This window comes from Bacillus sp. PAMC28571 (genome assembly GCF_014250435.1).
Lineage (GTDB): Bacteria > Bacillota > Bacilli > Bacillales > Bacillaceae > Bacillus > Bacillus safensis.
Map to the genome: position 1 here is coordinate 1,654,875 of NZ_CP060191.1, position 15,080 is coordinate 1,669,954.

Annotated in this window: 9 protein-coding genes; 5 read left to right on the forward strand and 4 right to left on the reverse strand. The window is 43.0% G+C overall.

The window, feature by feature from the left end:
• Positions 1 to 167 precede the first annotated feature (167 nt).
• A complete protein-coding gene (locus tag H7F25_RS08125; protein ID WP_025093149.1) occupies positions 168 to 1,358 on the forward strand; it encodes a nitrate/nitrite transporter in 1,191 nt (396 codons plus the stop codon).
• A 60-nt stretch (positions 1,359 to 1,418) separates the two neighbouring features.
• Here the strand turns inward: H7F25_RS08125 and gltD are convergent, their stop codons facing one another.
• Both gltD and gltB read right to left on the reverse strand, forming a co-directional pair.
• Positions 1,419 to 2,903 (reverse strand): glutamate synthase small subunit, encoded by a 1,485-nt coding sequence (gene gltD / locus H7F25_RS08130; protein WP_024428371.1) that lies wholly within the window; start codon positions 2,901 to 2,903, stop codon positions 1,419 to 1,421.
• Positions 2,904 to 2,919: 16 nt separating this feature from the next.
• Positions 2,920 to 7,491: a glutamate synthase large subunit gene (gene gltB / locus H7F25_RS08135; protein WP_185854476.1), complete on the reverse strand. Its 4,572-nt coding sequence runs from the start codon at positions 7,489 to 7,491 to the stop codon at positions 2,920 to 2,922.
• Positions 7,492 to 7,644: 153 nt separating this feature from the next.
• On the opposite strand from gltB, the gene H7F25_RS08140 reads away from it, so the two are divergent.
• The 3 genes from H7F25_RS08140 (at position 7,645) to H7F25_RS08150 (ending at position 12,200) form a co-directional block, all read left to right on the forward strand.
• The gene (locus H7F25_RS08140; protein WP_034280677.1) at positions 7,645 to 8,547 is read left to right on the forward strand and encodes a glutamate biosynthesis transcriptional regulator GltC; all 903 of its coding nucleotides are present in this window, start codon (positions 7,645 to 7,647) and stop codon (positions 8,545 to 8,547) included.
• A 94-nt stretch (positions 8,548 to 8,641) separates the two neighbouring features.
• Positions 8,642 to 10,378 (forward strand): ABC transporter ATP-binding protein, encoded by a 1,737-nt coding sequence (locus tag H7F25_RS08145; RefSeq protein ID WP_185854477.1) that lies wholly within the window; start codon positions 8,642 to 8,644, stop codon positions 10,376 to 10,378.
• Positions 10,371 to 12,200, forward strand: a complete 1,830-nt coding sequence (locus H7F25_RS08150) for an ABC transporter ATP-binding protein (RefSeq protein WP_025093146.1) — start codon at positions 10,371 to 10,373, stop codon at positions 12,198 to 12,200. Before H7F25_RS08145 ends, H7F25_RS08150 begins: the two co-directional genes overlap by 8 nt.
• A 50-nt stretch (positions 12,201 to 12,250) precedes the next feature.
• Here H7F25_RS08150 and H7F25_RS08155 read toward each other — a convergent pair whose 3' ends face one another.
• Complete coding sequence (locus tag H7F25_RS08155) at positions 12,251 to 13,078, reverse strand: MerR family transcriptional regulator (RefSeq protein ID WP_149126551.1); 828 nt, start codon at positions 13,076 to 13,078, stop codon at positions 12,251 to 12,253.
• A gap of 87 nt (positions 13,079 to 13,165) precedes the next feature.
• On the opposite strand from H7F25_RS08155, the gene H7F25_RS08160 reads away from it, so the two are divergent.
• Positions 13,166 to 13,738, forward strand: a complete 573-nt coding sequence (locus H7F25_RS08160) for a GNAT family N-acetyltransferase (protein ID WP_149126550.1) — start codon at positions 13,166 to 13,168, stop codon at positions 13,736 to 13,738.
• 66 nt (positions 13,739 to 13,804) lie between these two features.
• Here the strand turns inward: H7F25_RS08160 and H7F25_RS08165 are convergent, their stop codons facing one another.
• Positions 13,805 to 15,073, reverse strand: coding sequence for a glutamate-5-semialdehyde dehydrogenase (locus H7F25_RS08165; protein ID WP_149126549.1), 1,269 nt, complete (start codon positions 15,071 to 15,073; stop codon positions 13,805 to 13,807).
• Between the last annotated feature and the right edge of the window lie 7 nt (positions 15,074 to 15,080).

The following is a 15,080-nucleotide window of genomic DNA, read 5'->3' on the forward strand; positions in this document are numbered from 1 at the left end:
AAATCAACCTTTCTAAGCCTCTTGCTCGAGCACATTGTATGGATTGATTATGGCACATACTTGTAAAAAAGTGTTTATTCATGTCAATTTTTCTCACATAATACTTTCATTACATAAGTGAACTCGCTATCTTTAAGTCAGAAAATTCAAAATGGAGGAGGCGTTTTATGAAACTCTCAGAATTAAAATCAAGTGGTCATCCTAAAACATTGTTTGGTTCCTTTTTATATTTTGATGTGAGCTTTATGATTTGGGTTTTGTTAGGGGCGCTGGGTGCTTTTATTGCACAAGATTTTGCTTTATCAACCGTAGAGAAAGGCATGATTGTGGCCATTCCAATTCTATCTGGTTCTTTTTTTCGGATTGTGCTTGGTTTATTCACCGATCGAATAGGACCTAAAAAGACTGCAGTGATAGGAATGCTTTTAACGACGATTCCGCTTATTTGGGGGTTTATCGCTGGTACAACCCTTTCAGAGCTCGTACTGATTGGGATTTTGCTTGGAGTAGCAGGAGCAAGTTTTGCTGTTGCTTTGCCAATGGCAAGCCGCTGGTATCCTCCTCACTTACAAGGAGTAGCCATGGGGATTGCAGGCGCCGGGAATAGTGGAACACTAATCTCCACCTTATTTGGTCCAAGACTTGCGGAGATTTACGGGTGGCATGCCGTAATGGGGCTCGCTTTGATTCCGTTAAGTCTTGTCTTTTTGTTTTTTATTTTCACTGCAAAAGATGCACCAAATCAGCCCGCTCCTCAGCCGATTCGGTCGTACTTTTCAGTATTTCAAGTGAAATCGACATGGTTTTTCTGTTTGCTTTATGCGATCACATTCGGAGGGTTTGTCGGGCTTTCCAGTTTCCTCAGTATTTTCTTTGTGGATCAATATGGGGTTTCGAAGATTCATGCTGGTGATTTTGTGACACTTTGTGTGGCGGCAGGCAGCTTCTTTCGGCCTGTGGGCGGTCTCATTGCCGATAAAATAGGCGGAATGAAAGTACTGCTTGGATTATTCGGAATCATCGGCATCTGCTTAGGAGGCGTGAGCAGTCTTCCAGCTTTACCTGTGGTCATTGCGCTTTTATTTGTGGGGATGATGTGCCTTGGGATGGGAAATGGCGCTGTTTTTCAGCTGGTGCCTCAAGTATTTCATAAAGAAATTGGGATTGTGACCGGAATTGTTGGGGCTGCTGGAGGCATTGGCGGATTCTTTCTACCTAATATTCTTGGCAGTTTAAAAGAATTGACTGGCTCATATACGTTTGGCTTTTTGACCATTTCCCTTTTTGTTCTGATTGTCTTCCTCTGTTTAGTCGTATCGCAGCTTAAACGTAAAAAAGTGTTAATCAACCATACCTAAAAAGCCATGACCACACGTTGGTCATGGCTTTTCTTTATATTGTAACACCCTTTGTTTGACCTATTTTGGCAGAACCGAACTCCCCATTAAATAACGGTCTACCTCGTGCGCCACTTGTCTGCCTTCATTAATTGCCCAGACAATCAAGCTTTGCCCGCGTCTTGCATCTCCCGCTGCAAATACGCCTTCTACATTTGTTGTATATTCCCCATATTTTGCGTCAATGCGATTGTTTTTGCTGTCCACGCCAAAGTGTTTCACAAGCGGCTGTTCAGTTCCCTCAAAACCAATTGCAATAAAGACGAGCTGAGCAGGCCATACCTTTTCTGTCCCTGGAATTTCATGAAATTCAAACTTCCCTTGTTCGTTTTTCACCTTTTCCATTTGAATGGTATGAAGCTCTTTTAATTTCCCATTTTTATCTGCCACAATTTTTGTGGTTTGAATTGAATATTGACGCGGATCTTCTCCGAATTTTGCTTGTGCTTCTTCATAAGCGTAATCCAGCGAGAAGACATAAGGCTGTTCTGGCCACATGTTATCCCCTACACGTGTATCCGGAAGCTTTGGATGCTTCCCAAATTGAACAACACTTTTTGCTTTTTGGCGAAGTGCAGTTGCCACGCAGTCCGCACCTGTATCTCCTCCGCCAATCACAATCACGTCTTTTCCTTTTGCATCAATGAAGTTTTTGTCTTTAAATCCTGAATCAAGCATGCTTTTCGTTGCAAGGGTTAAATAATCCATCGCAAGGTGAATCCCTTTTGCTTCCCGGCCTTCAATCAATAGGTCACGCTGCTTTTGTGCACCTGTACAAAGGATAACTGCATCAAACTGCTCTTTCAGTTCATCAGCAGTAATATCCACGCCGATTTCTGTGTTCGTCACAAAGTCAATGCCTTCTTGTCTTAGAAGTTTGACTCTTCGCTCGACCACTTCTTTGTCGAGCTTCATATTCGGAATCCCGTATGTCAGCAGTCCGCCAAGACGGTCAGAACGCTCGAACACTGTGACAGCGTGCCCTGCTTGGTTTAATTGATCAGCACTTGCAAGTCCTGCTGGTCCTGAGCCGACAATGGCAATTTTCTTCCCTGTACGGCTTGAAGGGATTCTTGGTGTGATCCATCCATTTTCAAAACCTTTATCAATGATCGTGCGTTCGATATTTTTAATCGAAACAGCCGGATCATTGATAGCGACTGTACATGACCCTTCACAAGGTGCAGGACATACTCTCCCAGTAAACTCTGGGAAATTATTTGTTTTTTGCAGTCTTTCGAGTGCTTCCTTCCATCTCCCGCGATAGACAAGATCATTCCATTCTGGAATTAAGTTGTAGATCGGGCAGCCAGACACGCCGCCCCTGATCTCCATCCCAATTTGACAAAACGGTGTTCCGCAATCCATACATCTAGCGCCCTGCTTTTTCAATACGTCATCTGTATAAGGAGCTGAATATTCTTTCCAGTCATTTTGACGAGTGAGAGGGTCACGTTCATTTGGCTTTTCTCTTTTATAATCCATAAAACCTGTTGCTTTGCCCATTGTCCTCTCCCCTTTCTTAATGAGCGAGGGCTGCTTTTTGCCCGTTTGCCGTTTCTTGATTTTTCGGTTTTGTGTTTGCTTCAAAGGCAAACATCACCGCTTCTTCATGACTGAGGCCCGCTTGTTTTTGTTCTTCAATGCTTTGAAGCATCATTTTGTAATTTCTCGGAATGACTTTGATGAATTGATCCTTTTCTTGCTCCCAGTTTTCAAGAAGTGCTGCTGCTTTTGAGCTGTTTGTATAATCAAGGTGTTCCTTGATCATCTGCTTCACTTCTTGTTCTTCTTCATGATCTGTGAGCTTTTCAAACATGATCATTTCCATATTGCACATTATTTTGAACTGTTTCGCATCCGATGTATGGATGTAAGCCACACCGCCAGACATACCTGCACCAAAGTTTTTCCCAACGTCTCCTAAAATAACGACACGTCCGCCAGTCATGTATTCACAGCCGTGATCTCCAATTCCTTCAACAACCACATGTACACCTGAATTACGAACAGCAAATCGTTCACCAGCACGGCCGTTAATATAAGCTTTTCCGCTAGTTGCACCGTAAAATGCAACGTTTCCTACAATGACGTTTTCATGTCCATTTTGTACAAAATGATCAGACGTTTTCACAGCAATTTTGCCTCCTGAGAGTCCTTTGCCGATATAGTCATTTGAATCACCTGTTAAATAGAGAGACATGCCCTTTGGCACAAATGCGCCAAAGCTTTGTCCAGCTGAACCAGTGAATCTGAGTGTGATCGTATCCTCTGGCAAGCCCTCTTCCCCGTAGCGCTTAGACACTTCACTGCCAGTAATGGTTCCGGCCACACGATTGATATTGCGAATGTTCAATGATAGATCAACCGGTGTTTGATGATTCAGCGCTTCTTGCACATAAGGAAGGATTTCATTCATATCCAGCGATTCGTCAATTTTATGATTTTGCGGTGTTCTGAATGTCCGCGCTCCTTCTGGCTGATAAAGCAGTGTTTCAAGGTTTAGCTGGCCTGCTTTCCAGTGAGCTTTTGCTCGTTCACTGACCGCCAGGACGTCCGTACGTCCGATTAATTCATCCATTGATGTAAAGCCGAGTTCCGCTAAGATTTCTCTTACTTCCTCTGCAATAAACATCATGAAGTTCACAATGTGATCAGGGTCACCCATGAATTTTTTGCGAAGCTCTGGGTTTTGTGTGGCAACACCGACTGGGCAAGTATCTAAATGACATGCTCTCATCATCACGCAGCCCAGCACGACAAGTGGAGCTGTCGCAAATCCGTATTCTTCTGCTCCTAAAATCGCAGCCATCACAACGTCGCGGCCAGTCATTAACTTTCCGTCTGTTTCAAGAACGACTCTCTCGCGAAGACCATTTAACACAAGGGTTTGATGCGCCTCTGCCAATCCAAGCTCCCAAGGAAGCCCTGTGTGTTTAATACTTGTTTTCGGTGAAGCTCCTGTACCGCCATCATAACCACTGATAACAATGACGTCCGCAGTTCCTTTTGCTACACCTGCTGCAATCGTGCCAACGCCGGCTTTAGATACAAGCTTGACACTGATGCGTGCATCACGGTTCGCGTTTTTCAAATCATGAATCAGCTGTGCCAAATCCTCAATGGAATAAATATCATGATGCGGCGGTGGTGAAATCAATCCGACACCTGGCGTAGAACCACGTACATCGGCCACCCAAGGATACACTTTATTTCCTGGCAGCTGTCCGCCTTCTCCAGGTTTTGCTCCTTGCGCCATTTTAATTTGCAGTTCATCTGCATTGACCAAGTAATGACTTTTCACACCAAATCGGCCAGAAGCGATTTGTTTAATCGCACTTCTGCGGTCATCACCGTGTTCATCTACTGTAAAGCGGGCAGGATCTTCTCCGCCTTCTCCGCTGTTACTTTTACCGCCAATTCGGTTCATCGCAATCGCAAGTGCCTCATGCGCTTCTTTACTTAAAGACCCAAATGACATGGCACCTGTCTTAAAGCGGCGCACGATGGATTCAGCAGATTCAACCTCTTCCAGACGAACCGGCTTTTGTTTTGGCTGAAATGCAAACAAGTTTCTGAGGAAGCCGATTCTTTCTTCATCCGCTGCTTTTGTATATTGTTTAAATAGATCGTAATCTTCATTACGGCATGCCCACTGGAGCGTATGGATCGTTTTTGGGTTAAAAGCATGATGCTCTCCATTTTTTCTCCACTGGAATTCACTGCCTGATTCAAGTGTCTGGTCTGTTGCTGCTTGATACCCTGCTTCATGGCGAAGTTTTGCCTCATGAGCAATGGTGTCAAGATCAATCCCACCAAGCTGTGAAGCTGTTCCTGTGAAATACGCTTGAATGACGTCTTCACTAATCCCAACTGCTTCAAAGATTTGCGCGCCTCTATAGCTCTGCACAGTGGAAATTCCCACTTTGGACATGACTTTGACGACACCTTCTGTCACGCTTTTACCAAACTTTGTAACAGCTTCATCAAAGCTGATCGAAATCGCTTCGTCTGCAATCAGCTGTTTGTACGTTTCATAGACAAGGTAAGGGTGAATCGCATCTGCGCCGTAGCCAATTAGTGCGGCAAAATGATGGACCTCTCTCACCTCTCCAGATTCAACGATCAGACTGACCTTTGTCCGTAGACCTTGACGCACAAGATGCTGATGAAGTGCACTTAGCGCAAGAAGTGGTGGAATCGGTACTTTTTGTGCTGTCATTTCACGATCTGAAAGGATTAATAAAGAGACACCTTCTCTGATCGCTTTTTCCGCCTCTTCAAACATCGCATCCAGTCCGCGCTTTAAATCATCGGTGAAAAGTGTATGGATTGTTTTGCTTTTAAAGGCATTATGAACAATCGTTTTCAAGCCGTTAAATTGTCCGCTCGTTAAGACCGGTGTATAAAGTTTAATTCTTCGGCATGAATATTCATTCGGATGTAAAATATCGCCTTCGGCACCTAACCAAGTCATGGTTGATGTCACGAGCTGCTCACGAATGGCATCAATCGGCGGGTTCGTGACTTGTGCAAACAGCTGCTTAAAATAATGAAAAAGAGACTGCGCACGATCTGATAACACAGCAAGCGGTGTGTCACTTCCCATTGAACCGATTGGGTCCTTGCCTTCCTCTAGTAAAGGAATTAAATACTTTTGAATGTCTTCATACGTATAATGGAACGCACGCTGACGCGTCAATAAATCATCCATTATACTAGAATTTTCTGAATTTTCTTCCGAGCGATTGACGTGGACCATTTCTTCATCGAGCCATTTTTGATAAGGCAGTTCATTCGCAATGGTCGATTTCACTTCTTCGTCAGAAATAATTCGTCCTTCTTCTAGATCAATGAGCAGCATTTTACCAGGCTCAAGTCGATCTTTATACTTCACATCTTCTTCATTTGTGTCAATTACGCCAACCTCAGAAGAGAAAATGATATGATCATCATTCGTGACATAATATCTTGCCGGTCTCAATCCGTTTCGGTCTAAGATGGCCCCGATTTGTTTCCCGTCCGTAAAGGAAATGGCTGTTGGTCCATCCCACGGCTCCATGAGAGAACTATGGTATTCATAAAATGCCCGTTTCTCTTTCGACATGTGCGTGTTTTCCGTCCAAGGCTCAGGAATCAGCATCATTGCTGTATGAGCAGGTGTACGGCCTGCAAGCACAAAGAATTCAAAGGCATTGTCTAAAATGGATGAATCACTTCCGTCTGCATTCAGCACTGGCAAAATCTTGTCTAAATCGTCTCCGAAGGCTTCAGATACGAATTGTTGTTCTCTTGCTCTCATCCAATTGATGTTTCCTCTTAATGTGTTGATTTCTCCGTTGTGAATTAAGTAACGGTTTGGATGGGCTCTTTCCCATGTAGGAAATGTATTTGTACTAAATCTTGAATGAACAAGTGAAAATGCAGAAACAAATGTTTCATCCTGTAGATCAAGATAAAAAGCATCGACTTGATCTGATGTTAAAAGCCCCTTGTATACGATGGTTTGACTCGACAGGCTGACAAAGTAAAATTGCTTTTCCTCTCTTGTTCCCCAGTTCTCAGCCTGCTTACGGATGACATATAATTTTCGTTCAAATGACAAACGATCTGTGATGTTGTCGTTTGCTCCGATAAAGACCTGTCTCACAACCGGACAGCTCTTCGCTGCGACAGTACCAATTTTTCCGGCATCGACAGGAACCGTTCTCCAGCCAATTAATGTTTGGCCTTCTTGTTTAATGAACCCGTTGATTTTCTGTTCGATGGCTTGACGCGTTTTTTCGTCATCATCTTTTGAAAAGAAGACCATTCCTACCCCGTAACGGCCTTTTTCAGGAAGTGCAAATTCTTTGCAGTTCTTTCTAAAGAAAGCGTCTGGCAGCTGTACCATTAAACCGGCACCATCACCTGTATACGGATCACTGCCTTGCCCGCCGCGATGATCAAGCTGGCACAGCATTTGTAATCCCTTTTTGACGATGCTATGTGTCGCCTCCCCTTTTAAATGGGCGTACAGTCCGATTCCACATGCATCATGTTCAAATTCAGGACGGTAGAGACCTTGTGGTTGTGGTAGTTGATTATAAGTCATCGTTTCTCTCCCCCGTTTAAAAGATCCGTTTTTTCACAGTAATAAAATCTCACAAACTCTGTAACTTATTTTAAGTTTTCAAATTGATATAAACAATATATAATTTAGATCAAAACAATCTCTTTTTGAGATAGATGGGTGTGAAGTGCAAAAATGGAGCTTCGTCAGTTACGTTATTTTGTAGAAGTCGCAGACCGTGAACACGTGTCAGAAGCGGCTGAAAACTTACATGTTGCCCAATCTGCCATCAGCCGGCAGATTGCGAATTTAGAAGAAGAACTTGGAGTGGCCTTATTCGAACGAGAAGGACGAAATATCAAATTAACGAAGATCGGCAGACAATTTTTAGATCATGTCAGAACTGCACTCAAAGCCATTGATTATGCAAAAGAGCAAATTGATGAATACTTAGATCCACACAAAGGAACGGTGAATATTGGCTTTCCTACAAGTCTAGCAAGCCAAGTACTCCCTTCTGTCATCTCCGCCTTTAAGCAGGAATATCCAGAGGTCGATTTTTTACTTCGTCAAGGATCCTATAAATTTCTCATTGAAGCGGTCAAAAATCGAGATATCGATCTCGCCTTTTTAGGACCCGTACCGACAAACGATTCTCAAATAGAAGGAAATATTTTGTTTTCCGAAAGCATATATGCCCTTTTACCGGTTAGCCACCCCTTTAGCGGACAAAGGAGTATTCATTTAAGTGATTTAAGAAAGGATCATTTCGTGTTATTTCCTGAAGGGTATGTGCTGAGACAAATTGCGGTTGATGCTTGCAAGCAGGCAGGCTATGAGCCTACCATTTCATCTGAAGGAGAAGATTTGGATGCCATTAAAGGTCTCGTCTCGGCAGGTATGGGTGTTACCTTATTACCCGAAAGCGCCTTTTATGAAACAACACCCCGATTTACAGTGAAAATTCCAATCGATTTTCCTCAAGTGAGACGAACGGTTGGCATTATTGCATCTAAAACGCGCGAAATGTCTCCTTCTGCCCATGATTTTTATGTGTTTGTGAAGGATTTCTTTTCTAAAATTGAACAATATAAATAATTCATTAAAAGAAGACATTTCATTTGTAGAAATAATCCCTCTTTGTATATGATGGGTTACAGAACAAAAGACTATATGGAAGAAAGGTATTCGTATGAAATCAATTTTATCGTTTTTAAAGCCGTATCGGCTGTCCGTTGTGTCCATTGTCATTCTCACCTTTTTAAGCAGTATGCTCCAGCTGTATTTACCGACGTTAACAGCAGATATCGTTGATGTCGGTATCGTCCAGGGAGATATTGCTTACATATGGAAGGTTGGCGCCTGGATGGTGGCTTGTTCTCTACTCGCCATTTTGCTCACCATTTGGAAGTCTTACTTGTCATCAAAGACAGCACTTGGCTTCGGCCGTGATATGAGAAGACAGCTGTTTGTGCATGTCGAACAATTTTCATTAGAAGAATTTCAAAAGATCGGCACATCTTCCTTTATTACTAGATCAACAAATGATGTGAAACAAGTCCAAGATGTGACGATTATGATTTTACAAATGATGACGCGGGCCCCGCTCATGCTTGTGGGCGGAATTATTTTGGCTGTTTCCAGAGATGCTGTCCTGTCTCTTATCTTTTTGGCAGCCCTCCCCCTTCTTGGTGGATTCATTTATTTGGTGTCAAGAAAAGCCATCCCTCTATTTGGCCAGCTTCAGAAAAAAACAGACCGGCTGAATTTAATTATGCGGGAATCTCTTTCAGGCATCCGCGTTATTCGTGCATTTAACCGTGTGGATGATGAAAAGGAGCGATTCCAAGAAGCCAACACGTCCTATAAGGACACTGGTCTTAAAGTTAACCGATTAATGGCTTACTTGTTTCCATTTATGCTGATCATCATGAACTTCACGAATATCGGCATTGTCTGGCTTGGTGCAAACCGAATTGATGCCGGAGAAATGGAAGTTGGGAATCTCATTGCCTTCATTCAATATGCGATGATGATTTTAATGGCACTGATTATGCTGTCGATGAGCTTTATTATGGTCCCAAGAGCACAAGCGTCAGCTAAACGCATGAATGAAGTGTTAAACATGGAACCAAAGATTAAAGACAAAGAAGAGTCTATGACTGACCTTCACAAGCCCGCTCAATCCATTCGCTTTGAGGATGTGTCATTTTATTACTCAAATGCTGAGAAACCGGCCGTTCAAGGTATCACGTTTGAAGCCAAAACTGGTGAAACGACAGCCATCATCGGAAGTACGGGTTCTGGGAAAACAACGCTTCTCCAGCTGATGACGCGCTTTTATGAAGTGTCAGAAGGCCGGATTACACTAGATGGTGTAGATATTAGAGAGCTGCCACAAGAGAAACTGAGAAACCAAATGGGCTATGTCTCTCAAAAAGCTGTTTTATTCAGTGGAACCATTGCCGACAATGTGCGCTTTGGCAAGCAGGATGCAAGCGATGAAGACATCTGGCAGGCGCTGCGAACTGCGCAGGCCGAAGAATTTGTTTTGCAAAAAGATGGCGGAATTGATGCAGAAATTGATCAAGGTGGTTCCAATCTATCGGGCGGCCAAAAGCAGCGGCTTTCCATTGCAAGGGCGCTAGTGCGAAAACCATCATTCTATCTGTTTGACGATAGCTTTTCAGCACTTGATTACAAAACAGATGCGAAGCTGCGGGCATCATTAGAAGCAGAAAAAGCTCATGCAGCCCTCATCATTGTGGCTCAACGAATCAGTACAGTGAAGCATAGTGATAAAATCATTGTACTTGATGAAGGGAAAATCGCAGGTATCGGAACACATGAACAATTATTAAAGGACAATCTTGTATACCAAGAGATTGTCGCCTCTCAGGAAGGTCAGGAGGTGAGCGAGGATGAGTAAGAAAATGTCTTCTGGCATGGGCCATAAAGGCGGCCACCCTAAAGGGCCAGCCGCAAAACCGAAGGAATTTAAGAAAACACTGCTACGTTTGACAGGCTATTTAAAACCAAGGAAATTTCAGCTGATCATCGTCTTTATTGCAGCGATTGGTTCAACTGTCTTTAACGTCATTAGTCCAAAGCTGCTTGGGGATGCCACCTCTTCCCTATTTGACAGCTTTACGAATGGAACAGCCGTTCAATTTGACGTCATTTCACGGATTTTATTGCTGCTTGTCGTGCTGTACGTCGTTGCTTCCCTCTTTTCATTCGTTCAGCAATATGTCATGGCTGGAGTCTCTCAACAGACCATTGCTGAATTACGGCAGGAAGCAAATGACAAGCTCACACGTCTCCCCCTTCGTTATTTTGATAAAACAACCCACGGGGACACGCTAAGCCGTGTGATGAATGATATCGATAATATTAATACATCGCTTCAGCAGGCGCTCACCCAAGTGATTACATCTGTGATTACAGTCATTGGGATTGTCGTCATGATGCTCTTCATCAGTCCGCTGCTTACATTGCTTGTTTGTTTGACGCTGCCACTCAGCCTGTTTGCGATTCGCGGCATTACGTCATTTTCTCAAAAGCATTTTAAAGCGCAGCAAAAAGAGCTTGGCACGATCAATGGACATATTAATGAGATGTTCACAGGACATCAGACAGTTCGTGCGTATGGCTACGAAAAGAAAGCAATCGATACATTTGATGAATTAAATGAAAAGCTGTATGAATCTTCAAGGAAAGCGCAGTTCATTTCTGGTTTAATGATGCCAATGATGACCTTCATCGGGAACCTTGGCTATGTGGCAGTCAGTGTAGCCGGCGGGATTCTAGTCATTAATGGGAATATTCGTGTCGGGGATGTGCAGGCGTTTATCCAATACACACAGCAAATGTCTCAGCCGCTTGTGCAAGCATCAAGCGTCGCAAACTTAGTTCAATCAGCGATCGCTTCTGCTGAAAGGGTGTTTGAAATCCTTGATGAGGAAGAAGAAAGTACCGAAGAAGATGCGGCAATTGATCTTGCATCACTCTCAGGTGATGTGAGCTTTGAACAAGTTCAATTCGGATATGAAAAAGATCATCCGATTATTAAAGATTTGAATTTAGATGTGCAAGAAGGACAGACGGTTGCCATTGTCGGACCAACAGGCGCGGGAAAAACGACCATCATTAATCTTTTAATGCGTTTTTACGAATTAGATCAAGGCTCCATACGCATTGGCGGTGTCAAAACAACTGATCTCAGCCGTCAGCAAGTACGAGAATTATTTGCGATGGTTCTTCAAGATACATGGCTCTTTGAAGGAACGATTTACGACAACATTGCCTATGGCAGGCAGCACGTTTCCAAAGAGGATGTCATCAAAGCCGCCAAACATGCCTATGCAGATGATTTCATCCGCACGCTTCCAGATGGATATGACACACTGTTAACAGAAGATGCAGGCAACCTGTCTCAAGGTCAGCGCCAGCTGTTAACCATCGCCCGTGCCATTTTATCTGATCCAAAGATCTTGATATTAGATGAAGCAACAAGCAGTGTAGATACACGGACAGAGATGCATATTCAAAAAGCAATGAATGAATTGATGAAAGGCAGAACGAGCTTCGTGATTGCACACAGACTTTCAACAATCAAGGATGCAGACCTTATTTTAGTCATGAAGGATGGAAGCATCATTGAAAAAGGATCGCACAGCGAACTTTTAAAACAAAAAGGCTTCTATGCAGACTTATATATGAGTCAATTTGCCGAAAATCAAGTGGGATAACATCAAAAAAAGAGGATAGACACGCATGTCACATGCTGTCTATCCTCTTTTCAATTGTCATCTACTCGCTTCTTCACTTTTACACTGAGCTTCGTTATATACTCTGCTTCATCTTTAGACATGAGCGAATGAAGTAAATACTCCTCATATACATCTCCATCCAGCATCATGCCCTCTTTCTCGATTTCATCTAACAAATGCGAATAAGCAGATTCGATCTCATCAAATGTTCCTTGATCATACATCACCGCATAGAGCCCGCCAGGTTTTTTGACTGCCGCCGGGCCATCCATTCGGCAGAACAGCTGATCTGACTGATGATAGTGCCGCTTACGGAACTGCTCCTTTTTTAAGACAGAACCATTTGCCGCAGCCCCTTTTATGCCAACTCCCTTTAAAAATTCCCCTACAATACGTGATATTTCTTCTACAGGTGTATTGAAGTCGATCGGGTTTGATGCACTTAGTACCACGGGTTCTTCTGGCAGCTCTTGAAACAGGACCTCCCCTATTTTCACATTTGCTAATTCATGTGTCGTCTCCATCACCCGCATAAGAAAAGCCTGGATGTCTTGAAGTTTTTCAATCTCTTGTTTGACCTTTTTTATTTGGTCGGCCGCTAGGCTTTGCAGTCTCTCGCGGGAAGGTTCTGTGAAATATTGTTTTAACTCTTTGATCGGAAATTGAACAGCCCGCAAGGATTGAATCGCAATAAAATGGTCAAATTGCTCAAGTGTATAGTAGCGGTATCCATTTTCGTGAACACCAGCCGGCTTAAATAAATCGATTTTATCATAATACAGAAGCGTATCTTTTTTGACATCAAATAGCTTGGCAAATTCTCCAGTAAAAAACGTTTTTTGCACATCATTGATCATGAGGAAGGCTCCTTTCTTGACTATGGAGTAACTCCATCCTTTATTATAACATCCAGAAACATCACTACGTATGGAAAGGATAAAAAAATGAACAAAATAACTCAACATGAAGTAACATTAGCACAAGCAAATAAAGAGGACTTCCCTTCAATGAAAAAAGAGCTCCAGAAAGCTTTTACAGCTGGTGTGATCGATGCATTTGGCGATGCGCATGGTGGACCAATTCCTCCAGATGAAGTGATTGATGAATCTTTTCATTCGAATGAACACATTGTTTATCATATTATGCTAAATGGTGAAAAGGCAGGAGGCGTTGTTATCAAAATCAACCAAGAGACACATCACAACTCGGTTGATTTGCTATACATTTCATCATCCTTTCACAGCCGGGGCATTGGTCAGGCAGCATGGAAAGCCATCGAGGCGCAATATCCAGAAACGATTGCATGGGAGGTTGTGACTCCATACTTTGAAAAACGCAACATTCATTTTTATGTCAATAAGTGCGGCTTTCAAATAGTTGAATTTTATCACTTACACCATCCAGATCCAAACGCACCTCATGAAGCACATCAAGGCAATGAACCTTTAGCACCTGAGGAATTTGAATTTTTTAAATTTGAGAAGATCATGAAGAAAAATTGTGCAAACGTAGGATAACGTGTATTTCTTTTAAATAAAGTTAAAAACACTACCTCATAAAAAGGTAGTGTTTCTTGAATCTTTCTAGATTCTAATCTGACCGTCGCCACATAGAAGCAGCTTAGTTGTCGTGAGTGCAGGAAGTCCCATTGGCCCTCTTGCGTGGAGTTTTTGAGTAGAGATGCCGATTTCAGCTCCATAGCCAAGTGCGCCGCCGTCTGTAAAGCGAGTCGATGCGTTATGATAAACAGCCGCCGCATCGACTTCGTTTAGAAACGTGAGTGCATGTTTTTCATTTTCTGTCACGATGGCTTCTGAATGTTTTGTGCCGTACTGATCAATATGGCTGATCGCTTCCTCGATTGAATCGACTACCTTCACTGCAAGATCAAGACTTAAATACTCATCTGTCCAATCCACTTCTCCAGCAGGAACCGCATCTGAAAAGTAAGACTCTGCTGCCTGATCGCCATGTACAGTGACACGGTGCTCCTGCAAAGCTTCATTTAATGAGACTGCATTTTCTTTCAGCCAATCGCGATGAATAATCAGCGTCTCAAGTGCATTACATACAGCCGGACGATTCGTTTTCGCATTGATCACAATCTCAATGGCTTTTTTCACATTCGCGGTTTGATCAATAAAGATATGGCAGTTTCCTGTCCCTGTTTCAAGCACTGGGATAGTGGATTCTTCCACCACTGTTTTGATTAAGGAAGCTCCGCCCCGCGGAATTAACACATCGATCCATTCTTTAAGTTGAAACATCGCCTGAACCGATGAACGGTCTGTTTGTTCAATCAATTGCACCGCATCACGAGGAATCTTTGTTTGATCCAATGCTTCATGGATCACACTGACAATGGCTTTGTTGGAAGAAATAGCGGAGGAACCGCCTTTTAAAATCACTGAGTTGCCTGCCTTTAAGGCAAGGCCTGCTGCATCGACAGTGACGTTCGGTCTCGCTTCATAGATCATCCCGATCACACCGAGCGGTACTCTTCGGCTTTTTACGTGTAAGCCGTTATCAAGAGTCCATTCATCCAATATTTCTCCAACAGGATCTGTTAATCTCGTCACAAGCCGCAAACTTTCAGCAAACTCATGAATTCTTTCTTCATTTAACAGTAATCGATCCAAGAGTGCCTCTGAGAAGCCTTTTTCTTTCCCGGCATTTAAATCTTTTTGATTCTCCTGTAAAATAAAGCGGCTGTTTTGCTCTAATGCTTCTGCCATTTTAAGAAGCGCGTCATTCTTTTCCTCTGTTTGAAGTAAACTTAGTTTTTTTGAAACATGCTTTGCTTTTTTCGCTTTTTCTTTGACCGATGTGACAACTTCAGCTGTCAGTGTCATGGAATTC

Bases quoted from the DNA above. Each gene is read 5' to 3' on its own strand.
- H7F25_RS08155 (WP_149126551.1), bottom strand. From the start codon at position 13,078: ATGATCAATGATGTGCAAAAAACGTTTTTTACTGGAGAATTTGCCAAG.
- H7F25_RS08140 (WP_034280677.1), top strand. From the start codon at position 7,645: ATGGAGCTTCGTCAGTTACGTTATTTTGTAGAAGTCGCAGACCGTGAA.
- H7F25_RS08150 (WP_025093146.1), top strand. From the start codon at position 10,371: ATGAGTAAGAAAATGTCTTCTGGCATGGGCCATAAAGGCGGCCACCCT.
- gltD (WP_024428371.1), bottom strand. From the start codon at position 2,903: ATGGGCAAAGCAACAGGTTTTATGGATTATAAAAGAGAAAAGCCAAAT.
- H7F25_RS08125 (WP_025093149.1), top strand. From the start codon at position 168: ATGAAACTCTCAGAATTAAAATCAAGTGGTCATCCTAAAACATTGTTT.
- H7F25_RS08160 (WP_149126550.1), top strand. From the start codon at position 13,166: ATGAACAAAATAACTCAACATGAAGTAACATTAGCACAAGCAAATAAA.
- H7F25_RS08145 (WP_185854477.1), top strand. From the start codon at position 8,642: ATGAAATCAATTTTATCGTTTTTAAAGCCGTATCGGCTGTCCGTTGTG.
- H7F25_RS08165 (WP_149126549.1), bottom strand. From the start codon at position 15,073: ATGACACTGACAGCTGAAGTTGTCACATCGGTCAAAGAAAAAGCGAAA.
- gltB (WP_185854476.1), bottom strand. From the start codon at position 7,491: ATGACTTATAATCAACTACCACAACCACAAGGTCTCTACCGTCCTGAA.